The sequence below is a fragment of the Pseudomonas sp. RIT-To-2 genome, from assembly GCF_029623465.1.
GTDB lineage: Bacteria > Pseudomonadota > Gammaproteobacteria > Pseudomonadales > Pseudomonadaceae > Aquipseudomonas > Aquipseudomonas silvicola.
Genome location: NZ_JAPYKM010000002.1, coordinates 280,373 through 300,627 on the forward strand (window position 1 = coordinate 280,373; position 20,255 = coordinate 300,627).

The window sequence follows — 20,255 nt, forward strand, 5'->3', positions numbered from 1 at the left end:
GCTTGATGCCTGGGCGTGTCGCATTTTTTTAGCCCCACGGGGCTTTTATTGCGGCATCGCTCTAGGCAAACACTTCGGTTTCAGGCATATAATTTGCTTACGACAAAAGCCGAGAGCCTCGGCGCCCTGTAGTGGATGGCGCTTTGCGCCGGCGAATAAGGTGTTAAGCCCCTGCCATGAAACCATCGCTCGTCCTAAGAATGGGCCAGCAACTGACGATGACACCGCAGTTGCAACAGGCCATCCGCCTCCTCCAGCTCTCCACCCTGGACCTCCAGCAGGAAATCCAGGAGGCCCTGGAATCCAACCCCATGCTCGAGCGCCAGGAAGAAGGCGACGATTTCGACAACAGCGACCCGATGGCCGACAAGGCCGAGCAGCAGGTCACGCCGGAAATCCAGGAGCCCAGCTACCAGGAAACCACCGCACCCACCGTCGACAACCTCGAAGATGGCGAGTGGAGCGAACGCATTCCCAACGAGCTTCCCGTCGACACCGCCTGGGAAGACATCTATCAGACCAGCGCCAGCAGCCTGCCCAGCAACGATGACGACGAATGGGACTTCACCACCCGCACGTCGGCCGGCGAGAGCCTGCAGAGCCATCTGCTGTGGCAACTGAACCTGGCGCCCATGTCCGACACCGACCGGCTGATCGCCGTCACCCTGATCGACTGCATCAACAACCAGGGCTACCTGGACGAGACCTTGCAGGAAATCTGCGACTCCTTCGACCCGGAGCTCGACATCGAGCTGGACGAAGTCGAGGCCGTGCTGCACCGCATCCAGCAGTTCGAGCCCGCCGGCATTGGTGCCCGCGACCTTAGCGAGTGCCTGCTGCTGCAATTGCGCCAGATGCCCGCCAAGACCCTGTGGCTGGCGGAAGCCCAGCGTCTGGTGGCCGAGTACATCGACCTGCTGGGCAGCCGCGACTACAGCCAGCTGATGCGGCGCATGAAGCTCAAGGAAGACGAACTGCGCCAGGTGATCGAGCTGGTGCAGAGCCTCAACCCGCGCCCTGGCTCGCAGATCGAGTCCACCGAAGCCGAATACGTGGTGCCGGACGTGATCGTGCGCAAGGACAACGAACGCTGGCTGGTGGAACTGAACCAGGAAGCGGTGCCGCGCCTGCGGGTCAACCCTCAGTACGCCGGCTTCGTGCGCCGCGCCGATACCAGCGCCGACAACACCTTCATGCGCAACCAGTTGCAGGAAGCGCGCTGGTTCATCAAGAGCCTGCAAAGCCGCAACGAAACCCTGATGAAGGTGGCCAGCCAGATCGTCGAGCACCAGCGTGGTTTCCTTGACTACGGCGACGAGGCCATGAAGCCACTGGTACTGCACGATATCGCTGAAGCGGTGGGCATGCACGAGTCGACCATTTCGCGGGTGACCACGCAGAAATACATGCACACGCCGCGTGGCATATACGAGCTGAAATACTTTTTCTCCAGCCACGTCAGCACCTCCGAAGGCGGTGAATGCTCGTCCACGGCAATTCGCGCGATCATCAAGAAACTGGTTGCCGCCGAAAATCAGAAAAAGCCATTGAGTGACAGCAAGATCGCTGGTTTACTGGAGGCACAAGGCATCCAGGTAGCCCGCCGCACTGTCGCCAAGTACCGTGAATCCCTTGGGATCGCGCCGTCCAGCGAACGCAAGCGGTTGATGTGATCCTGGCGGCGCGCAAGCGCCGCCGGTGGGCGCGCCAGATGAGCCACAGCGTTCCAGTGGCAGGTTATCCGACCTGTCTCTTTATGCACTGGCAATAAGGAGAAAGCGGTATGCAAGTCAACATCAGTGGACATCAACTGGTTGTGACCGACGCCATGCGCACTTACATCGGTGAGAAACTGGACCGATTGGAGCGCCATTTCGACAAGATCACCAACGTGCAGGTCATCATGGAGGTCGAGAAGCTGAAACAGAAAATCGAGGCCACCCTGCGCGTACCCGGTGGCGAAGTAGTGGCCAACGCGGAGCATGACGACATGTACGCGGCCATCGACCTGCTCACCGACAAGCTCGACCGCCAACTCAAAAAGCATAAGGAAAAACAGCAGAGTCTGCTGCAAGGCGCGACTGCCCGCTGACCCTCCCCACTCATGACTCAACTTCAACATATCCTGACCCCCGGCCGTTCCCTCGTGAACGTGCCGGGCGGCAGTAAAAAGAAAGCCATCGAAACCATCGCCACCTTCTTTGCTCGCGAAGTGCCGGGGCTGGAGATGCAGGTGGTGTTCGACAGCCTGATCGCCCGTGAAAAACTCGGTTCCACCGGTTTTGGCAACGGCATCGCCATCCCCCATTGTCGCCTGCCCGGCCTGACATCGCCGGTCAGCGCCCTGCTGCACCTGGAACACAAGATCGACTACGACGCCATCGACGGCGCCCCCGTGGACCTGATCTTCGTGCTGCTGGTGCCCCAGGAAGCCACCAACGAACACCTGGCGCTGCTCAGCCAGATCGCCAGTATGCTCGACCGCGCCGACGTGCGTGAGCGCCTGCGTTCGGCCAAGAGCAGCGAAGCACTCTATCAAGTGGTTCTGGACGAACAGAAAGGTCATTGACCATGCGCCTGATCATCGTCAGCGGTCGCTCCGGCTCGGGCAAGAGCACGGCCCTGGATGTACTGGAAGACAACGGCTTCTACTGCATCGACAACCTGCCGGCCGGGCTGCTGCCGGAACTGGCCGAGCGCGCATTGATACGCACCGAGCTGGCCCAGCCACTGGTCGCCGTGTCCATCGACGCCCGCAACCTGCCTAGCGACCTGTCACGCTTCCCGCAGTTGCTGCAGGAAGCGCGGGACAAGCACATCCAATGTGATGTGTTGTACCTGGACGCCGACGAGGAAACCCTGCTCAAGCGTTTCTCCGAAACACGGCGGCGCCACCCGCTCAGCAACACTTCGCGCTCGCTGGCCGAGGCGATTCGGGTGGAAACCGACTTGCTCAGCCCGATCGCCGACCTGGCCGACCTCAAGATCAACACCACCCATCTGAATCTCTACCAGTTGCGTGACTCCCTCAAGCTGCGACTGCTGAACAAGCCCGAGCCGGGCACCGCGTTCCTGATAGAGTCGTTCGGGTTCAAGCGGGGCATGCCGGTGGACGCCGACCTGGTGTTCGACGTGCGCTGCTTGCCCAACCCCTACTGGAAGCCCGAACTTCGCGACCATTCGGGGCTGGAACAACCGGTCATCGACTACCTGGCGGCCCAGCCGGATGTGGAAGAGATGTACCAGGACATCGCCAGTTACCTGCAAAAGTGGTTGCCGCGCTTCGCCGCCAGCAACCGCGCCTATGTCACCATTGCCATCGGTTGCACCGGCGGGCACCATCGTTCGGTCTACATTACCGAACGCCTGGGCCAGGCTTTGCAGCAGACGCTCAAGAACGTTCAGGTTCGCCACCGCGACCTCAGTTGAAAGGACCCCCACCGCGATGCCCGCTCGTGAAATTGAAATCATCAACAAGCTTGGCCTGCATGCTCGCGCAGCGGCCAAGTTCGTCGGCGTGGCCGGTAAGTTTCCTGATTGTCAGGTACGCATTGGCCGCAACCCCGATAGCCTGATCGACGGCAAGAGCATCATGGCCGTGATGATGCTGGCGGCCGGCAAGGGCACGCAGGTGTACTTGAAGACCGAAGGCGAGCAGCAGGAAGAAGCCATGGCGGCGATTGTCGAACTGATCAACAACAAGTTCGACGAAGGCGAGTGAGCGCCCTGCCCCGCTCAGCAAAAAGCCCGGCCTAGTGCCGGGCTTCTTCGTACAGCGCTGACCCGTGAAGGCGTTCAACCCCGACTCTACAACGGCGCAAACCGTGCCAGCGCTTCGGTGACGATGATCGCCGCGCCTGCCAGCAACAGCGCACTGCCCAACAGCAAACGCAAGCGCGTGAACACCAGGCGCCGGTTCATCAGGCAATGGCAGCCCGGTAGCGACGCTCCACTTCGGCCCAGTTGACCACGTTGTAGAAGGCGTTGATGTATTCAGGGCGACGGTTCTGGTACTTCAGGTAGTAGGCGTGTTCCCACACATCCAGGCCCAGGACAGGCGTGTTGCCGTTCATCAAAGGGCTGTCCTGGTTACCGCTGCTTTCAACCACCAGCGTCTTCTGCGGGGTGACGCTCAGCCAGGCCCAGCCACTGCCGAAGCGGGTCAGCGCAGCCTTGGTGAAGGCCTCCTTGAAGGCGTCGAAGCCACCCAGCTCCTTGTCGATGGCCTGGGCCACGGAGCCCTGGGGCTGCCCGCCGCCCTGAGGCGCCATGACCTCCCAGAACAGGGAATGGTTAGCGTGCCCGCCGCCCTGGTTGATCACCGCACCCTGAAGCTTCTCGGGTAGCTGCTTCACCGCGGCGACCAGCTTTTCAACCGGCCATTCGGCGTATTCGGTGCCGTCCACGGCCGCGTTGAGGTTGTTGATGTAGGTCTGGTGGTGCTTGGTGTAGTGGATTTCCATGGTCGCCGCATCGATGTGCGGTTCCAGGGCGTCATAGGCGTAAGGCAGCGCAGGCAAGGTATAAGGCATTTCAGTGAACTCCATAGTGAGGGGCCGTCTGGCCCCGTTGCTCCTGGCCAAACAGCAGCCGGCTGGTGCGCGGGTACTCGCCATGCTCGCTGATGAAAGCCAGCAACTCGGCGTAAGTCTTGCTGCTGTGGCGCAAGGCGGCTTCACGCAGCGCAGGCGTCAGCCGTGGGTCCTGGGCGGCCTGCAGCAGGCGCTGATGGATCGCGCACAGGTATTCGGCACTCTCTTCCGGCTGCATCAGTCGCAGGTGCAGGTCTGCCAGGTTGTGATGGGAAATCACGCAGGCTGCCACCGCCTCGTCGACATCCGCCCAGCGTTCGAACAACACCTGGGCCAGCGCGAGAGCTTGCAGGTACAACTCCCGCGCATCGACCAGTTCGCCTCGGGCAAAGCAGGCGTTGGCCATTTCGATGGTGCGTTTCCAGTGCTGCATGGTGTGCCTCCGAAGCGGTGAACGGCGATCAGATACCGCCGGCGGTGAGCTTTTCCGGGTCCAGCAGGGTTTCCAGCTGGCTACGCGACAGATCCGTGTGCTCCAGGGCCACGTCGATGATCGGGCGGCCTTCCTTGTAGGCAGTCTTGGCGATTTCGGCCGCCTTGAGGTAGCCGATGATGGGGTTCAGAGCCGTGACCAGGATCGGGTTGCGCGACAGCGCCTCCTTGAGCTTGGCCTCGTTGACCTTGAAGCTGGCGATGGCCTTGTCGGCCAGCAGGCGGCTGGCGTTGGCCATCAGCTCGATGCTCGACAGCAGGTTCTGGGCAATGATGGGCAGCATCACGTTGAGTTCGAAATTGCCCGACTGCCCCGCCACGGCGATGGTGGTGTCATTGCCGATGACCTGAGCGGCGACCATGGCGGTGGCTTCCGGGATCACCGGGTTGACCTTGCCCGGCATGATCGAGGAGCCAGGCTGCAAGCCTTCCAGCTCGATCTCGCCCAGGCCCGCCAGGGGGCCGGAGTTCATCCAGCGCAGGTCGTTGGCGATCTTCATCAGCGACACGGCGGTGCCCTTGAGCTGGCCAGAGACCGCCACGGCGGTGTCCTGGGAGCCGATCAGGGCGAAGAGGTTCTCGCCCTGGGTGAATTCGACGCCCGTCAGCAGGCTCAGCTGATGGCTGAAACGCCCGGCGAACTGCGGGTGGGCATTGATGCCGGTCCCCACGGCGGTGCCGCCCTGGGCCAACGCCTGCAGGCTGGGCAGCAGGCCACGCAGGTGGCTGATGTTGGCGCGGATCTGGGCCGACCAGCCATTGAGCACCTGGCTCAGGCGCACCGGCATGGCGTCCATCAAGTGGGTACGGCCGGTCTTGACGTAGGCATGCACCTGCTCGGCCTTGCGGTCCAGCACCTGCACCAGGTGCTCAAGGGCCGGCAGCAATTGCTCATGCAGGGCCAGGGCCGCGCTAACGTGAATGGTGGTGGGGATGATGTCGTTGCTGCTCTGGCCACAGTTGACGTGGTCGTTGGCGTTGACGGTCTCACCCAGGCGACGAGTGGCCAGGGTGGCGATCACTTCGTTGGCGTTCATGTTCGAGCTGGTGCCGGAACCCGTCTGGAAGATGTCCACCGGGAAGTGCTGCATGAAGTCCTCGCGCAGCAACTGCTGGCAGGCCTGGACGATGGCGTCGCCCTGGGCAGCGCTGATCTGTTCCAGTTCGACGTTGGCCTTGGCCGCGGCGGCTTTGGCCAGTACCAGGGCGCGAATGAACTGGGTGGGCATGCGTTGCTGGCTGATCGGGAAGTTATCCACCGCGCGCTGAGTCTGGGCACCGTACAGGGCCGCCTCCGGCACCTGCAGTTCGCCCATGCTGTCACGCTCGATTCGGGTATTACTCATCGGGATGTCCTTGCAGCAGATCGGAAAAGGAAATCGATGGCTCCAGCGTGCACACGGCCAGTTGCCGTCCGTGCTGGTGCCACAGTTGCAGATGCTCGGCGTTGCGCGCGGCCAGGCGCATGTCGCGCAAAGGGCGGTACGCCTGGTCCAGGCAAAGGCAGCGCCAGTGCCAGGGCAGCGCCGGGTCGGTGGCAGTGTCCAGCAGCAGGCGGAAAGCGGTGCGGGCCACGGTCCAGGCGCTGGCGGCGCCGCAGCTGATGAGGAAACGCCCTTCGGCCATGTAGTCTTCGATGATGCGCGGATCGTTCGGGATCAGTGCGCAGCGGATCTGCCGGCTCAACCAGCGCCAGTTTTCCAGGTAGGACTGTTCTTGAACGGCGGACTTCATCGACGCGGCCTCATGGCGATAATGATATTTATTATTAAGTGATAATGGGAATCATGACAAGCACAAACAAAAAAGGCGTGTCGCTGGGCAAGCGACACGCCTTCAGTTGTGGAGTGGAGTCTTCCCCCGGTTCCACGGAATTCCCCCTGTGGGACCGGGCGAAGCTCGGGAAAAGAACGACGCGGTGTCAGCTACCCGCCACGGTCATCCTTTCGATCAGCACCGAGCCGGTGCGCACGTTGCTGCGCAACTCCAGGTCGCTGCCAATGGCGACGATCTGGCGGAACATATCCTTCATGTTGCCGGCAATGGTCACTTCCTGCACCGGGAACTGGATTTCGCCGTTCTCTACCCAGAAGCCTGCCGCGCCACGGGAATAATCACCCGTGACCATGTTCAGGCCATGCCCCATCAGCTCGGTGACCAGCAGGCCACGGCCCATCTGTTTGATCAGTGCCGCCTGGTCCTGGTCGCCGTGGGTGACAAACAGGTTGTGTACACCGCCGGCGTTGGCGGTGCTCGGCAGGCCCAGTTTGCGGCCCGAGTAGGTGCTGAGCACGTAGGACACCAACCGGCCATTTTCGACGAACGGCTTGGCACAGGTAGCCAGCCCGTCACCGTCAAAGGCGGCGCTGCCCATGGCGCGCTGCAGGTGGGGGCGCTCGTCCAGGGTCAGCCACTCAGGGAACAGTACCTGGCCCATGGCACCTTCCAGGAACGACGACTTGCGGTAAAGGTTGCCGCCGGAGATGGCGCCGAGGAAGCTTCCGAAGAGGCCACCAGCCAGCTCGGCACTGAACAGCACCGGCACTTCGCAGGTAGGCACCGGGCGGGCGCCCAGGCGGCTGGCAGCCCGTTGCGCGGCCCGCAGGCCGATGCTGCCGGCGTCAGCCAGCAATTCACCCTGGCGGTTGACGTCATACCAGTAATCACGCTGCATCTGGCCGTCAGCTTCGGCGATCATCACGCAGCTGAGGCTATGACGGGTGGAAGCGTAACCGCCGATGAAGCCATGGCTGTTGCCATACACGCGGCAGCCCTGATGGCTGCTCAACGTAGTGCCATCGGCGTTCTTGATGCGTGGATCGGCGTCGAACGCGGCTGCCTCGCAGGCCAGGGCTCGTTCGATGGCCTGTTCGGGGCTGATGTCCCAGGCGTGGTACAGGTCGAAGTCCGGCAGGTCACGGGCCATCAGGCTGGCGTCGGCCAGGCCGGAAGCCTCGTCTTCGGAGGTATGCTTGGCGATGGCCAGGGCGGCCGCCACGGTTTCGCGAATAGCGTCCGGGCCGCTGGCCGAGGTGCTGGCCGAGCCTTTGCGCTGGCCTACGTAAAGGGTAATGCCAAAACCCTGGTCACGATTGAACTCCACGGTTTCCACTTCACGCTGGCGCACCGAGGTCGACAACCCCTGTTCCAGCGACACCGCCACTTCACAGGCACTGGCACCCTGGCGCTTGGCTTCGGCGACGATCTGCTCGACCTGTTCCTGCAGGGCCGGCAGCGCCGCAGGACCGACGCTTTGAATTGCGTTCATGGTGTTCTCCACTCAAATTCTGCATTCGTCAGGGGGTCAAGCTACGACCGGGCCGGACAAGCGGCCCCTGACTGGTTATCATGGCGGCGTTTATTAGCGGACTGCCCCCATGGTTGATTCTTACGACGACTCCCTCGACGAGGGAAAAAGCAAAACTCAGGTCAAACGCGAGCTGCACGCGCTGGTTGATCTCGGTGAGCGCCTGACCACACTCAAGGCCGATGTACTGGCCAAGCTGCCCTTGACCGACGGTTTGCGCCGTGCCCTGGCCGAAGCGCCAAAGCACACGGCCAACATCGCGCGCAAGCGGCATATCCTGTTCATTGGCCGGCTGATGCGCGACCAGGACACTGATGCGATCCTGCAACTGCTCGATCAACTCGATGCCTCCACTCGCCAGTACAACGAACGCTTCCACAACCTGGAACGTTGGCGCGACCGTCTGGTGACCGGCAATGACGAAGTACTGGACAAGTTCGTCAACGAGTACCCCGACGCCGACCGCCAGCACCTGCGCCAGCTGATCCGCCAGGCCCAGCACGAGACCGCGCAGAACAAGCCGCCAGCGTCCACGCGCAAGATCTTCAAATACATCCGCGAGCTGGACGAGACTCAGCGCGGACTGCGCTGAGCAGCTGCAAGCCTCAAGCGGGAAGCCGTACTGCTCAAGCCTTCAACTTGCCGCTTCCCACTTGCAGCTCACAGGCGCCGCTAGGCGCCTGTGCCCCCCACGGTGATCGCATCAATTTTCAGCGTCGGCTGGCCCACGCCCACCGGCACTGACTGCCCGTCCTTCCCGCAGGTACCCACGCCGCTGTCCAACGACAGGTCGTTACCCACCATCGACACCTTGCTCATGGCCTCCGGCCCATTGCCGATCAGCGTCGCGCCCTTGACCGGGGCGGTGATCTTGCCGTCCTCGATCAAATAGGCCTCGCTGGTGGAGAACACAAACTTGCCGCTGGTGATGTCCACCTGCCCGCCCCCCAGGTTGGCGCAGTAGATGCCGCGCTTCACGGACGCGATGATCTCCGCCGGGTCGCTTTCGCCACCCAGCATGTAGGTATTGGTCATGCGCGGCATCGGCAGGTGGGCGTAGGACTCGCGGCGGCCGTTGCCGGTCGCGGCCATGCCCATCAGCCGGGCGTTGAGCTTGTCCTGCATGTAACCCTTGAGCACGCCGTTCTCGATCAGCGTGGTGCATTGGGTCTGGGTGCCTTCGTCGTCCACGCTCAGCGAGCCGCGGCGGCCGGCCAAGGTGCCGTCATCGACGATGGTGCACAGCTTGGAGGCAACCATCTCGCCCATGCGGCCGCTGTAGTTGGAACTGCCCTTGCGGTTGAAGTCGCCTTCCAGGCCGTGGCCCACGGCTTCGTGCAGCAGCACACCGGACCAGCCCGACCCCAGCACCACTGGCAAGGTGCCCGCTGGCGCCGGAATGGCCTCCAGGTTCACCAGCGCCTGGCGCAGCGCCTCACGGGCGTAGCCCATGGCGCGGTCCTCCTGCAGGAAATAACGGTAATCGGTACGCCCGCCACCGCCGTGGCCGCCGCGCTCACGACGGCCATTGTGCTCGACGATCACACTGACATTGAAACGCACCAGCGGGCGCACGTCGGCGGCCAGGCTGCCGTCGGCGGCCGCCACCAGAATGCGCTCCCAGACGCCAGCCATGCTCACGCTGACCTGCTGGATACGCGAGTCCAGGGCACGGGTGGCGATGTCGACGCGCTTGAGCAACTCGACCTTCTCGGCGCGGGTCAGCACGTCCAGGGGGTTGTCCGGGGCATAGAGCTGCGCCACGTCCTGGCTGCTGAACGCTTGCACCCGGCCATTCTGGCCAGCGCGGGAAATCGAACGGGCGGCTCGTGCCGCTTGCACCAGTGCGTCCTGGTTGATGGTGTTGCTGTAGGCGAAACCGGTTTTCTCGCCGGACTGGGCACGCACGCCCACGCCCTGGTCGAGGTTGAAACTGCCTTCCTTGACGATGCCGTCTTCCAGCGACCAGGATTCGGAAATCTGCCCCTGGAAATACAGGTCGGCAGCGTCGATACCCGGCCCGGCGAGTTCGCCCAGCACCGACTGCAGGCTGTCCAGCGTCAAGCCGCCGGGTGCCAGCAGGTGTTCACTGACGGTGGATAACATCTCGCTCATAATTACTCCGCGATAGACGCAGGCCGCGTGGCGCCCTGCGAGAAAAAGCGCCGGTGACTGGCCACCGGCATCCGCGCCCGTATGGACGCTTGTTCGCTGCTGTCACGTTCGGCCAGCAGCACGGCTTCACCCTGATCCTGTTCGGCGACGATTCGCCCCCACGGATCGACGATGGCCGCGTGCCCGTAGGTCTCGCGCGGCCCTGGGTGGGTTCCGCCCTGGGCCGCCGCCAGGACGTAGCATTGGGTTTCGATGGCCCGGGCGCGAATCAGCACTTCCCAGTGCGCCGCCCCGGTCACCGCCGTGAACGCCGAGGGCGCGGTGATCAGCTCCGCCCCCGCCTTGCGCAACTCGCTGTAAAGCTCCGGAAAGCGCAGGTCATAGCACACCGTCAGCCCCACGCGCCCTACTGGCGTATCGGCTACCACCACATTCTGACCATGAGCATAGTAGTCCGACTCGCGGTAGCGGCCACGGCTGTCAGCCACGTCCACATCGAACAGGTGCAGTTTGTCGTAACGCGCCACCTCGTGCCCCTGGTCGTCCAGCAGCAGCGAGCAGGCGTGCACCTTGGCGTCAGGCTGGCCCTGCGGCGGCAACGGCAGCGTTCCGCCCACAATCCATAAGTTGAGGTCGCGGGCCGCCTGTTTCAACCATGGCAGTATCGGGCCCTGACCAAGGGCTTCCTGACGCCCGATATCGGCGCTGTCGCTACGGCCCAGGCCCCAGAAGTTTTCGGGCAACACCGCGAGTTTCGCGCCGCCGGCGGCGGCCTGTTCCAACAGGCGACGGGCGCTGGCCAAATTGACCAGAATATCGCTCTGGCTGACCATTTGAATCACTGCCAAGGACATGACGGGCTCCTGCTTCTGTCAGTTTGCTTTCTGGAAAGGCTTGTCGAAAGTAATCTTAGGCTCTTTCCACGGCCCTTCGACCTTGTATTGCACGCTGGCGAAGCGCGCCACGCGGTCGCCCAGCAGCTTGTCCACCAGGAACAGCGCGCCGCCCACGGCCGGAGCGCCCACCAGCAAGGCGGCGATCGGCAGGTTGGTGGTCACCGGCAGGGTCACCAGCAGCTTGGCATCGACGCGGTCCTGGTTCATGTCCAGGGTGCCGTTGAGCTCAAGGTTGGTCGACGGCCCGGTCATGGTGATCGGTTCGCGGGTGACGAACACGCCGTTGCTGGCCACCAGCAGGCCCTTGACCCGGTCGTAGCCCAGCCCTTTGCCCACCAGGTCGGAAAAGTCCAGGCGCAGGCGCCGGCCAATGGAGTTGAAGTTGAGCAACCCGAACACCCGCAGCGCCTGGGCACCGCCCTCCACTTCGACGAACTGGCCACGGTTGAGGGTAGCATCCAGGCTGCCCGAGAAACGTTTGAGCGCCGCCCATGCAGGCGAGCCCGCCCAGCTGCCGTCGACATTCAGTTCGAAGTTCTGGCTGGTGGTGCTGGGCGCGTAGCCCCAGGCCTTGAGCACGTCGGCCAGGTTCTTGCCCTTGAGGTTGCCTTTCAGCCAACTGGCCGATGCCCCCGGGGCGCCTTCCCAACTGCCCTGCCCTACCAGGCTGATGCCCTTGAGGCCCAGGTCCAGGTCCTTCAACGCAATGCCCTTGCCGTTGGGGCGAATCTTCAGTGCCCAGGCGCCCATCAGGTCATTGCCCTGGTACAACTTGAGGATCTTCACGTCCACGGCCGGAATCTTGCGCGGGTCCACGGAAGCCAGTGGGTCAGGGGCGTTTTCGTCGGTCACGGCTTTCGGGTCCGGGGCGGGCAGGCGCACGGTCTGCATGTCCACCAGAATCGGTACGCCCTTGGCGTCGGGCAGGCTGGCGGTGCCGTTGAGCTGCTGGCTGTCCACCGACAGGTTCCAGGCGCTGGCGCTGCGGTTGAGCAACACGCGGGCCTGATCCAGGTCGAAACCGAAGCCGGTGACCTTGCCGATTTTCAGGTCAACGCTATTGAGTGTCTGCCGCGCGCTGCCGCCGGGGTCGTCACCGGCGTAGCGGTCCACCTGGGCCTTCCACGGCGTGACATCCAGTGTGTCCAGGCTGCCGCGCACGCGCAGGCCCTTGTCGGCCGGCAGTTGCGGGGTGCCCTTGCCCAACAGCAATTCGCCACGGCCATCGGCCAGTTTGCCACCGGGGGCCAGGTAGCCCAGGGTGGCGAGGTCGGCATAACTGACGTCGATACGCCGGTCTGCGCCCTGCAGGTTCATCTGGAATTGGGTATCGCGGCTGTCCGTGGCCGCCTTCCCGAAGGGCGCCGGCAGGTCGATGGCCAGGCCCTTCAGATCACTCTTGATGCTCAACTGGCTGTTGTTGCCGCCCAGGCTGACCTGCAACTGGTAGGGCAAATCGCCCGACGCCGGCAGTTTGGACGAGACTTGCAGCCAATCGGTCAGGCGCTGCAGGGCAATACTGCCCTTGGCAGTGATTCGGGTCAGCGGGCTGCCCGGCTTGCCTTCGGCGAAGATCTGCGCGCTCACTGGCCTGTCGAAGGCCTGGGCTGTGATGCCCTGGCCACTGAGGCCCTTGGCGAAGTCGAAGCGGAAATCACCTTTGAGCTGGCTCAGGTCCAGGGCCGGGTCCTTGATCTTGAGGTCGGCACCCTCGGTCTTGAAGTCGACCACCACCTTCGGCTCGTCGCCCTTGACCAAGGGAATATCGAGGTCGAGGTTGCCAGCAAGCGGGCCAGTGCCCTGCCAGCCAGCGAAGATCGGCCCGGTACCGATGGGCGCGTCCTGGAGAATCTTGATGCCGTCGCCCAGGGTGCCGTCGAAATCACCTTTCACATACAGGTGCGAATGCTGATCGGCCGGCACGTGGGGCACGGTCACCTGCACATCGCTGACCTGAGTGCCCAGCAATTGGCCTTTGCTGGCCTCGATGCGCACGTCACCGTCCTGAATGAACACATCACCGGCTACCTTGGACACTTCCGGCCAGCCGGGCTGGAACGCCAGGCGCGCGTCATGCACCTTGAAGTAAAGGGTGATGCTGCGAGCGTGGTCCGGTGCCGCATGGCTGAGCGAGCCCTGATACTGGAAGTAGCCCTGGTCCACGGCGCCTTCCAGAACCGCGGTGCGCAGCCAGTGGTCCACCGCCGGGCTCAGCACCTGCGGCAGGTACTTGGCGGTGTAGCGGCCGTCGCCGTGGGTGAGGCCCACGCGCAGGTCCATGTAAGGTTCCACGTCAGGGGAGAACGGCAGGCGTATCAGGAAGTCGCCAGCGATGTCACCCTCGTCGCCCTTGACCTTCAGGTACGGCGCCACCAGGGTGAAACCGTCATGGTTGAGGGTCCAGGTCAGGCGGGCATTGGCCTGGTGGTAGTACCAGGGGTTGGCGAAAATGGGGTACAGGTGCAGCATGAATTTATCGGTGGCCAGACGCAGTTCCCCGTGGCCCAGGTCGCCACTGATGGCGCCACTGACGCTACCGGCCGCTGGCGCGCCGTGGGTGGCCTGGAAACCGACATTGTCCAGGTTGGCGGCAAAACTCAGGCGATCGTCCCCGGTGGCCTGCGGCCGATAGTCGAGCAATACGTTGCGCAGCCCGCCCGTGACCTTCAGCGCATCGATGACCGCGGCGACCTTGTCGGGGACCGGCACCAGGCTGTCGAGTACTGGCGTGATCGGGGTCAGGTCCAGGCGGTCGGCCTGCAGGTGGTAGGTCTGTTGAGTGCTGTCGGTGGCATCGGCCTCACGCAGTTGCAGGCGTGATTCCCAGCGGGTCTTGCCCAGGTTCAGCGCCAGTGAGTCGACCGTCAGGTCGTACCCGCCGCCGCTGCGCTGGAACCAGGCATTGAGCGCCAGGTTGTCGATACGGGTAGCCTTGCGGTCGGCGTAGGCGCCCTGCAGGGTGGGGGCGTTCAGGCGCACGGCGGCGCTTTGCAGCGCGCCCTTGTCCCAGTCGAGCCAGAACTCACCACCGGCCTTGAGCTGGTCGGCCTTCCATTTTTGCAGCAGTCGGGGCGGCAGCCAGCGCGACCAGTCACTCTGGGGCAGGCTCAAGTAGGCTTGTACCCCGGCATCCTGCCAGTGCGCGGCGTCGATGCGGGTGCGCAGGTTCAAGGCCACCGGCTGGCCATCGGGCAGGGTCAGCCGCAGGTCGAGGCGTTGGCGACTGTACCCGGTGGTCAGGGTGGCGCCCACGTAGGTGAGGGTCAGGGGGGCGCGGTCGTAGGGCTCCAGGGTCAACTGGCTGTCGAGCAATGACACCTTGCCCACTTGCTGCAAGCGCTCGAGGATCTGCCCAGGGTCCATCGGCCCGTTGTTCTGGGCCGGCACACCCTTGAGGGCCCACTTGCCGTCCTGATCTTCTTCGGCCGTCAATTGCAGCCCGCTGACCTGCAGGTGGGCAAGGCGCACCTGGCGGCTGCGCAGGCTGGCCAACAGGGCCGGCACCACGCGCACCTGGTCCAGGCGCAGGGCGCTGTCGCCCTCGCCCACCATCACGTCATGGGCCAGCAGCACCGGCGCCATGCCGCTCCAGCGCCCCTCCAGGCTACCGATGCTCACGGGCAGGCCCAGGGCCTGGCTGGCCTTGTCCTGCACCTCATCACGATATTGGTCCACCAGCGGCACCAACTGGCGCCCCAGGCTCACGTACAGCGCCACCAGTACCAGCACCAGCGCGCACAGCCCCAGGCCCCAGCGCGTCAGCGCGCCGAGCCAGCGTGTCACGAACGCCATGGGCAACGGTTCCCGGCACAGGCAGCGAGGTCAGTGGCCACTAGGCACAGGGGGGTGAACGAAATCAGAGCAGCACCACGTCGTATTGTTCCTGGGAGTACATGGACTCTACCTGAAAGCGAATGGTTCGCCCGATAAAAGCCTCCAGTTCGGCCACATTGCCCGATTCTTCGTCCAGAAGGCGGTCGACCACCCGTTGGTTGGCCAACACTCTATAGCCTTCGGCCTGGTAAGCACGGGCCTCGCGAAGAATTTCACGGAAAATCTCGTAACAGATAGTCTCCGGCGTCTTCAGCTTGCCCCGCCCCTGGCAACTCACGCAGGGCTCGCAGAGCACCTGTTCCAGGCTCTCGCGGGTGCGCTTGCGGGTCATCTGCACCAGCCCCAGCTCGGTGATGCCGATGATATTGGTCTTGGCGTGGTCGCGCTCCAGCTGTTTTTCCAGGGTGCGCAGCACCTGGCGCTGGTGCTCTTCGTCTTCCATGTCGATGAAGTCGATGATGATGATGCCGCCGATGTTGCGCAGGCGCAGTTGCCGGGCAATGGCGGTGGCCGCTTCCAGGTTGGTCTTGAAGATGGTCTCTTCCAGGTTGCGGTGGCCGACGAAAGCGCCGGTGTTGACGTCGATGGTGGTCATGGCCTCGGCCGGGTCCACCACCAGGTAACCGCCGGACTTGAGCGGCACCTTGCGGTCCAGGGCACGCTGGATCTCGTCTTCCACGCCATACAGGTCGAAGATCGGCCGTTCCCCTGGGTAATGCTCCAGGCGGTCGGCGATCTCGGGCATCAGCTCGGCAACGAACTGGGTGGTTTTCTGGAAGGTTTCCCGCGAGTCGATGCGGATCTTCTCGATCTTGGGGCTGACCAGATCGCGCAGGGTACGCAGGGCCAGGCCCAGGTCTTCGTAGATCTCGGTGGGCGCGCCGACAGTCTTGATCTGCAGGCCGATCTGGTCCCACAACCGGCGCAGGTAACGGATGTCCATCATGATCTCGTCAGCGCCCGCGCCCTCGGCGGCGGTGCGCAGGATGAAACCACCTGCCTCCTTGATGCCTTCCTGGGCCACGCAGTCGCTGACCACTTTCTTCAAGCGCTCGCGTTCGGCCTCGTCTTCGATCTTCAGGGAGATGCCGACGTGGCTGGTGCGCGGCATGTACACCAGGTACCGCGAAGGGATCGACAACTGCGTGGTCAGGCGCGCGCCCTTGGAGCCGATGGGGTCCTTGGTGACCTGCACCACCAGGCTCTGGCCTTCGTGCACCAGGGCACTGATGGTCTCCACCGCCGAGCCTTCGCGCAGGGAAATTTCCGAGGCGTGGATGAACGCCGCCCGCTCAAGACCGATGTCGACGAACGCCGCCTGCATGCCGGGCAGTACGCGAACCACCTTGCCCTTGTAGATATTGCCGACGATGCCGCGGCGCTGGGTGCGCTCTACGTGCACTTCCTGCAACACACCGTTTTCCACCACTGCCACGCGTGATTCCATCGGGGTGATGTTGATCAGGATCTCTTCACTCATGGCAGGGTCTCGTCAAGGATAGTCAGCGAAAATGATGGATTTCGTCGTGAATGTCGACGTTTCCATTCTTGCTTCGAGCAGCGCGGCTCAGCGCGCCGGCAGGTTCTGCCAACAGGGTATGCCGAAATGCCCCAGCAGGTCTGCGGTTTCGCACAAGGGCAGCCCTACTACCGCAGAATAACTGCCCGCCAGGCTTTCGACGAATATCGCTGCCAGGCCCTGGATGGCGTAGGCGCCAGCCTTGTCCCGGGGTTCGCCACTGGCCCAGTAGGTGTGTGCCTGTTCGAGGCTGATGGGACGAAAACGCACGCGGCTGGCGACATTGCGCACTTCGCAGCGCTGCTCGTCGACCACGGCGATGGCCGTCAGCACCTCATGCTCGCGGCCCGACAGCGCCGCCAGCATGGCCAGGGCGTCGCTTTCGTCCACGGGTTTGCCAAGGATGCGACCGTCAAGCACCACGGCGGTGTCGGCCCCCAGTACCACGCCATTTGGGTGCGCGGTGCTGGCACGCAGCAACGCGAGCCCGGCCAGGGCCTTGTCGCGCGCCAGGCGCTCGACATAGGCTGGCGCCGGCTCACCGGGCAACGGGGTTTCATCAATGGAGGCGCTGAGGGGCGTGAACGCGACACCGATCTGGGTGAGCAGTTCGCGCCGTCGGGGAGAGCCGGAGGCCAGGTAAAGCGGATTCATCAAGACGTCTCCCTGTCGGTTGTCGGGTACCGGGCGCCTGCCCGGGCCCCACTCAGTTGATGCCCAGGCGGCGGCGCAGGCCTCGCAGGGCAAAGCTGACCCACGGCCACAGCAAGGCGCTCATCAAGGCTGGCAGCAGCAGCGCCAGGGTTGGCTGGCGGTTGCCGGTCAGGGCGCTGAGCCACAGCTGGGCCAACTGGCCCAGGCCGAACACCACCAGGATGACCAGGCTCTGCTGCCACACGTGGAAGGTGCGCATGCGCTGCAGGAGAGACAGGATCAGGAAACTGATCAAGGTCAGGATCATCGCGTTCTGGCCCAGGTAGGTGCCGTATAGCACATCCTCGGCCAGGCCAAGCACGAACGCCGTGGTCATGCCGATCCTGTGTGGCAGCGCCATGGTCCAGAAGGTCACCAGCAAGGCCAGCCACAGGGGGCGCAGGATTTCCATGAACTGCGGCAGCGGGGAAACGCTCAGCAGCAGGCCAAGGACAAAGGTGAACCAGACGAACCAGCCGTTGCGCGGCCGCGTGCTGTTGACCATCAGTGTCTCTCCCGCGAGGTACCGTGAGCAGGCTTGGCCGGCGCGGTGGCAGGCGCCGCCGCAGCCGGCGTGGCGGGCGTGTGGCTATTGGCGGCGGGGGCCGAATGGCCGTTGACCGGGGCGGCCGGGGTGGCCGACGCGCCAGCCGGCGTGGCGGCCGCAGCGGGTACGGCCGGGGCCGGCGTGCCAGGGGCAACCTGGCCCTGATGATCGGCGGCTTCCTGGGCTTGCGCGGCTTCGGTGGCACGCTGCTCGGGCGAGCGGCTGTCGGAGAACACCAGCAGCAGGTACCGGCTGCGGTTCAGGGCGGCGGTAGGCACGGCACGGACGATGGCGAACGGTTGGCCGGAGTCGTGGATGACCTCTTTCACCGTGGCCACCGGGTAACCCGCGGGGAAGCGCTGCCCCAGGCCGGAGCTGACCAGCAGGTCGCCTTCCTTGATGTCGGCGGTATCCGCCACATGGCGCAGTTCCAGGCGTTCCGGGTTGCCGGTGCCGCTGGCGATGGCACGCAGGCCGTTGCGGTTCACCTGCACCGGAATGCTGTGGGTGGAGTCGGTCAGCAGCAACACCCGCGAAGTATACGGCATCAACTCCACCACCTGGCCCATCAGGCCACGGGCATCGAGGACGGGCTGGCCCAGGAATACCCCATCGCGCTCACCCTTGTTGATCAGGATGCGCTGGGTGAAGGGGTTGGGGTCCATGCCGATCAGTTCGGCCACCTCCACCTTCTCGTTCACCAGCGCCGAAGAGTTGAGCAACTCGCGCAGGCGCACGTTCTGCTCGGTCAGGGCCGCCAGCTTCTGCAGGCGGCCTTGCAGCAGCAAGGCTTCGGTCTTGAGTTTTTCGTTCTCGGCCACAAGCTCGGTGCGGCTGCCGAACTGGCTGGCCACGCCCTGATACAGGCGTTGAGGCAGGTCGGTGATCCAGTACGACTGCATGAGTACCAGCGACATCTGGCTGCGCACTGGCTGCAGCAACGTGAACCGCGCATCGACCACCATCAGGGAGATCGACAGCACGACCAGTACCAGCAGGCGCACGCCCAGCGAGGGACCCTTGGAGAAAAGCGGTTTAATAAGCCGCTCCTCCCAGGCTGATGTTCATTGGCTCATTCATACGGCTTCAAACCGGCCCGGATGCAGATTGACAGAAAATGCGCCAACGACAGGCGCAGGCCCGAGGTCGACAGCGCAAACTGTAGACCGGGCCCCGTGGTTGCCGCCAGCGAAGTTTATTCGCTGGAGAGCAGGTCCATGGTGTGCTTGTCCATCATTTCCAGGGCACGGCCGCCACCGCGAGCCACGCAGGTCAGCGGGTCTTCGGCGACGATCACCGGCAGGCCGGTTTCCTGGGCCAGCAGCTTGTCCAGGTCACGCAGCAGGGCGCCACCACCGGTCAGCACCAGGCCACGCTCGGCGATGTCGGAAGCCAGTTCCGGCGGCGACTGCTCCAGGGCGCTTTTGACGGCCTGGACGATGGTCGCCAGCGACTCCTGCAGAGCCTCCAGCACTTCGTTGGAGTTCAGGGTGAAGGCACGTGGCACGCCTTCGGCCAGGTTGCGGCCGCGCACGTCGACTTCACGTACTTCGCCGCCCGGGTAGGCGGTGCCGATTTCCTGCTTGATGCGCTCGGCGGTGGACTCGCCGATCAGGCTGCCGTAGTTGCGGCGCACGTAGGTCACGATGGCTTCGTCGAAGCGGTCGCCGCCCACACGCACGGACTCGGCGTACACCACGCCGTTCAGGGAGATCAGGGCGATCTCAGTGGTACCACCACCGATGTCGACCACCATCGAACCGCGAGCTTCCTCGACCGGCAGGCCGGCACCGATGGCAGCGGCCATTGGCTCTTCGATCAGGAACACTTCACGGGCACCGGCGCCCAGGGCCGATTCACGGATGGCGCGACGTTCCACCTGGGTGGACTTGCAAGGCACACAGATCAGCACGCGCGGGCTTGGCTGCAGGAAGCTGTTTTCGTGAACCTTGTTGATGAAGTACTGGAGCATCTTTTCGCAGACGCTGAAGTCGGCGATCACGCCGTCCTTCATCGGACGAATGGCTGCAATGTTGCCCGGTGTACGGCCCAGCATGCGCTTTGCCTCGGTACCGACGGCAACGACACTTTTCTGATTTCCGTGGGTCCGAATGGCCACTACCGAAGGCTCATTCAGGACGATACCGCGCTCACGCACGTAAATAAGGGTGTTGGCAGTGCCCAGGTCGATGGAAAGATCGCTGGAAAACATGCCACGCAGTTTCTTGAACATGGGAAAGTGACCCTAGGCAACGCGTGGGTAAAAAAGTGCGGCAAACTCTAACAACGGCGGGGATTTTGGGCAAGGCGCCAATATGTT

19 protein-coding genes are annotated in these 20,255 nt (G+C 63.8%); 6 read left to right on the top strand and 13 right to left on the bottom strand.

Features of this window, described 5'->3' with window-relative positions; all coding sequences use genetic code 11:
* The first annotated feature begins 176 nt into the window (after positions 1-176).
* The 5 genes from QBK88_RS03250 to QBK88_RS03270 all read left to right on the top strand — a co-directional run bounded on the left by QBK88_RS03250 (position 177) and on the right by QBK88_RS03270 (position 3,721).
* Positions 177-1,673: an RNA polymerase factor sigma-54 gene (locus QBK88_RS03250; protein ID WP_277960883.1), complete on the top strand. Its 1,497-nt coding sequence runs from the start codon at positions 177-179 to the stop codon at positions 1,671-1,673.
* A gap of 110 nt (positions 1,674-1,783) precedes the next feature.
* Entirely contained in the window at positions 1,784-2,092 is a 309-nt protein-coding gene (hpf, locus tag QBK88_RS03255; protein WP_008365312.1) for a ribosome hibernation-promoting factor, HPF/YfiA family, read from the top strand.
* A gap of 12 nt (positions 2,093-2,104) precedes the next feature.
* Positions 2,105-2,569, top strand: coding sequence for a PTS IIA-like nitrogen regulatory protein PtsN (ptsN, locus tag QBK88_RS03260; protein WP_277960884.1), 465 nt, complete (start codon positions 2,105-2,107; stop codon positions 2,567-2,569).
* A 2-nt stretch (positions 2,570-2,571) separates the two neighbouring features.
* A complete protein-coding gene (rapZ, locus tag QBK88_RS03265; protein ID WP_277960885.1) occupies positions 2,572-3,429 on the top strand; it encodes an RNase adapter RapZ in 858 nt (285 codons plus the stop codon).
* Positions 3,430-3,445: 16 nt separating this feature from the next.
* Positions 3,446-3,721 (top strand): HPr family phosphocarrier protein, encoded by a 276-nt coding sequence (locus QBK88_RS03270; protein WP_277960886.1) that lies wholly within the window; start codon positions 3,446-3,448, stop codon positions 3,719-3,721.
* 199 nt (positions 3,722-3,920) lie between these two features.
* Here the strand turns inward: QBK88_RS03270 and QBK88_RS03275 are convergent, their stop codons facing one another.
* From QBK88_RS03275 to pmbA, 5 genes are all read right to left on the bottom strand, one after another.
* On the bottom strand, positions 3,921-4,532 hold the full coding sequence (locus tag QBK88_RS03275) for a superoxide dismutase (protein ID WP_277960887.1): 612 nt from the start codon (positions 4,530-4,532) through the stop codon (positions 3,921-3,923).
* A 1-nt stretch (position 4,533) separates the two neighbouring features.
* A complete protein-coding gene (locus tag QBK88_RS03280; RefSeq protein WP_158155188.1) occupies positions 4,534-4,965 on the bottom strand; it encodes a hypothetical protein in 432 nt (143 codons plus the stop codon).
* A gap of 28 nt (positions 4,966-4,993) precedes the next feature.
* Complete coding sequence (locus QBK88_RS03285; RefSeq protein WP_277960888.1) at positions 4,994-6,370, bottom strand: class II fumarate hydratase; 1,377 nt, start codon at positions 6,368-6,370, stop codon at positions 4,994-4,996.
* Positions 6,363-6,758, bottom strand: coding sequence for a FagA protein (locus QBK88_RS03290; protein WP_277960889.1), 396 nt, complete (start codon positions 6,756-6,758; stop codon positions 6,363-6,365). The genes QBK88_RS03285 and QBK88_RS03290 overlap by 8 nt, the downstream gene beginning before the upstream one ends.
* A gap of 187 nt (positions 6,759-6,945) precedes the next feature.
* Complete coding sequence (pmbA, locus tag QBK88_RS03295; protein WP_277960890.1) at positions 6,946-8,292, bottom strand: metalloprotease PmbA; 1,347 nt, start codon at positions 8,290-8,292, stop codon at positions 6,946-6,948.
* Between the two features lie 109 nt (positions 8,293-8,401).
* Between pmbA and yjgA the strand changes: the two genes are divergently transcribed.
* Positions 8,402-8,923 (top strand): ribosome biogenesis factor YjgA, encoded by a 522-nt coding sequence (gene yjgA, locus QBK88_RS03300; RefSeq protein ID WP_277960891.1) that lies wholly within the window; start codon positions 8,402-8,404, stop codon positions 8,921-8,923.
* Between the two features lie 80 nt (positions 8,924-9,003).
* On the opposite strand, the gene tldD is transcribed toward yjgA, so the two are convergent.
* The 8 genes from tldD to mreB form a co-directional block, all read right to left on the bottom strand.
* Positions 9,004-10,446, bottom strand: a complete 1,443-nt coding sequence (tldD, locus tag QBK88_RS03305) for a metalloprotease TldD (protein WP_277960892.1) — start codon at positions 10,444-10,446, stop codon at positions 9,004-9,006.
* Positions 10,447-10,448: 2 nt separating this feature from the next.
* Positions 10,449-11,300 (bottom strand): carbon-nitrogen hydrolase family protein, encoded by an 852-nt coding sequence (locus QBK88_RS03310; protein WP_277960893.1) that lies wholly within the window; start codon positions 11,298-11,300, stop codon positions 10,449-10,451.
* An 18-nt stretch (positions 11,301-11,318) separates the two neighbouring features.
* The gene (locus tag QBK88_RS03315; RefSeq protein ID WP_277960894.1) at positions 11,319-15,134 is read right to left on the bottom strand and encodes a YhdP family protein; all 3,816 of its coding nucleotides are present in this window, start codon (positions 15,132-15,134) and stop codon (positions 11,319-11,321) included.
* A 64-nt stretch (positions 15,135-15,198) separates the two neighbouring features.
* Complete coding sequence (gene rng, locus QBK88_RS03320) at positions 15,199-16,656, bottom strand: ribonuclease G (RefSeq protein WP_277960895.1); 1,458 nt, start codon at positions 16,654-16,656, stop codon at positions 15,199-15,201.
* Between the two features lie 87 nt (positions 16,657-16,743).
* On the bottom strand, positions 16,744-17,349 hold the full coding sequence (locus QBK88_RS03325; RefSeq protein ID WP_277960896.1) for a Maf family protein: 606 nt from the start codon (positions 17,347-17,349) through the stop codon (positions 16,744-16,746).
* A 52-nt stretch (positions 17,350-17,401) separates the two neighbouring features.
* Positions 17,402-17,893, bottom strand: coding sequence for a rod shape-determining protein MreD (gene mreD, locus QBK88_RS03330; protein WP_268148418.1), 492 nt, complete (start codon positions 17,891-17,893; stop codon positions 17,402-17,404).
* Positions 17,893-18,945: a rod shape-determining protein MreC gene (gene mreC, locus QBK88_RS03335; RefSeq protein ID WP_445764886.1), complete on the bottom strand. Its 1,053-nt coding sequence runs from the start codon at positions 18,943-18,945 to the stop codon at positions 17,893-17,895. Before mreC ends, mreD begins: the two co-directional genes overlap by 1 nt.
* Before the next feature lie 185 nt (positions 18,946-19,130).
* Positions 19,131-20,168, bottom strand: a complete 1,038-nt coding sequence (gene mreB, locus QBK88_RS03340) for a rod shape-determining protein MreB (RefSeq protein WP_008371426.1) — start codon at positions 20,166-20,168, stop codon at positions 19,131-19,133.
* Between the last annotated feature and the right edge of the window lie 87 nt (positions 20,169-20,255).

What these genes read in the sequence shown, in the direction of transcription:
- QBK88_RS03250 (WP_277960883.1), top strand. Translation starts at nt 177, where the DNA reads ATGAAACCATCGCTCGTCCTAAGAATGGGCCAGCAACTGACGATGACA.
- hpf (WP_008365312.1), top strand. Translation starts at nt 1,784, where the DNA reads ATGCAAGTCAACATCAGTGGACATCAACTGGTTGTGACCGACGCCATG.
- ptsN (WP_277960884.1), top strand. Translation starts at nt 2,105, where the DNA reads ATGACTCAACTTCAACATATCCTGACCCCCGGCCGTTCCCTCGTGAAC.
- rapZ (WP_277960885.1), top strand. Translation starts at nt 2,572, where the DNA reads ATGCGCCTGATCATCGTCAGCGGTCGCTCCGGCTCGGGCAAGAGCACG.
- QBK88_RS03270 (WP_277960886.1), top strand. Translation starts at nt 3,446, where the DNA reads ATGCCCGCTCGTGAAATTGAAATCATCAACAAGCTTGGCCTGCATGCT.
- QBK88_RS03275 (WP_277960887.1), bottom strand. Translation starts at nt 4,532, where the DNA reads ATGCCTTATACCTTGCCTGCGCTGCCTTACGCCTATGACGCCCTGGAA.
- QBK88_RS03280 (WP_158155188.1), bottom strand. Translation starts at nt 4,965, where the DNA reads ATGCAGCACTGGAAACGCACCATCGAAATGGCCAACGCCTGCTTTGCC.
- QBK88_RS03285 (WP_277960888.1), bottom strand. Translation starts at nt 6,370, where the DNA reads ATGAGTAATACCCGAATCGAGCGTGACAGCATGGGCGAACTGCAGGTG.
- QBK88_RS03290 (WP_277960889.1), bottom strand. Translation starts at nt 6,758, where the DNA reads ATGAAGTCCGCCGTTCAAGAACAGTCCTACCTGGAAAACTGGCGCTGG.
- pmbA (WP_277960890.1), bottom strand. Translation starts at nt 8,292, where the DNA reads ATGAACGCAATTCAAAGCGTCGGTCCTGCGGCGCTGCCGGCCCTGCAG.
- yjgA (WP_277960891.1), top strand. Translation starts at nt 8,402, where the DNA reads ATGGTTGATTCTTACGACGACTCCCTCGACGAGGGAAAAAGCAAAACT.
- tldD (WP_277960892.1), bottom strand. Translation starts at nt 10,446, where the DNA reads ATGAGCGAGATGTTATCCACCGTCAGTGAACACCTGCTGGCACCCGGC.
- QBK88_RS03310 (WP_277960893.1), bottom strand. Translation starts at nt 11,300, where the DNA reads ATGTCCTTGGCAGTGATTCAAATGGTCAGCCAGAGCGATATTCTGGTC.
- QBK88_RS03315 (WP_277960894.1), bottom strand. Translation starts at nt 15,134, where the DNA reads ATGGCGTTCGTGACACGCTGGCTCGGCGCGCTGACGCGCTGGGGCCTG.
- rng (WP_277960895.1), bottom strand. Translation starts at nt 16,656, where the DNA reads ATGAGTGAAGAGATCCTGATCAACATCACCCCGATGGAATCACGCGTG.
- QBK88_RS03325 (WP_277960896.1), bottom strand. Translation starts at nt 17,349, where the DNA reads ATGAATCCGCTTTACCTGGCCTCCGGCTCTCCCCGACGGCGCGAACTG.
- mreD (WP_268148418.1), bottom strand. Translation starts at nt 17,893, where the DNA reads ATGGTCAACAGCACGCGGCCGCGCAACGGCTGGTTCGTCTGGTTCACC.
- mreB (WP_008371426.1), bottom strand. Translation starts at nt 20,168, where the DNA reads ATGTTCAAGAAACTGCGTGGCATGTTTTCCAGCGATCTTTCCATCGAC.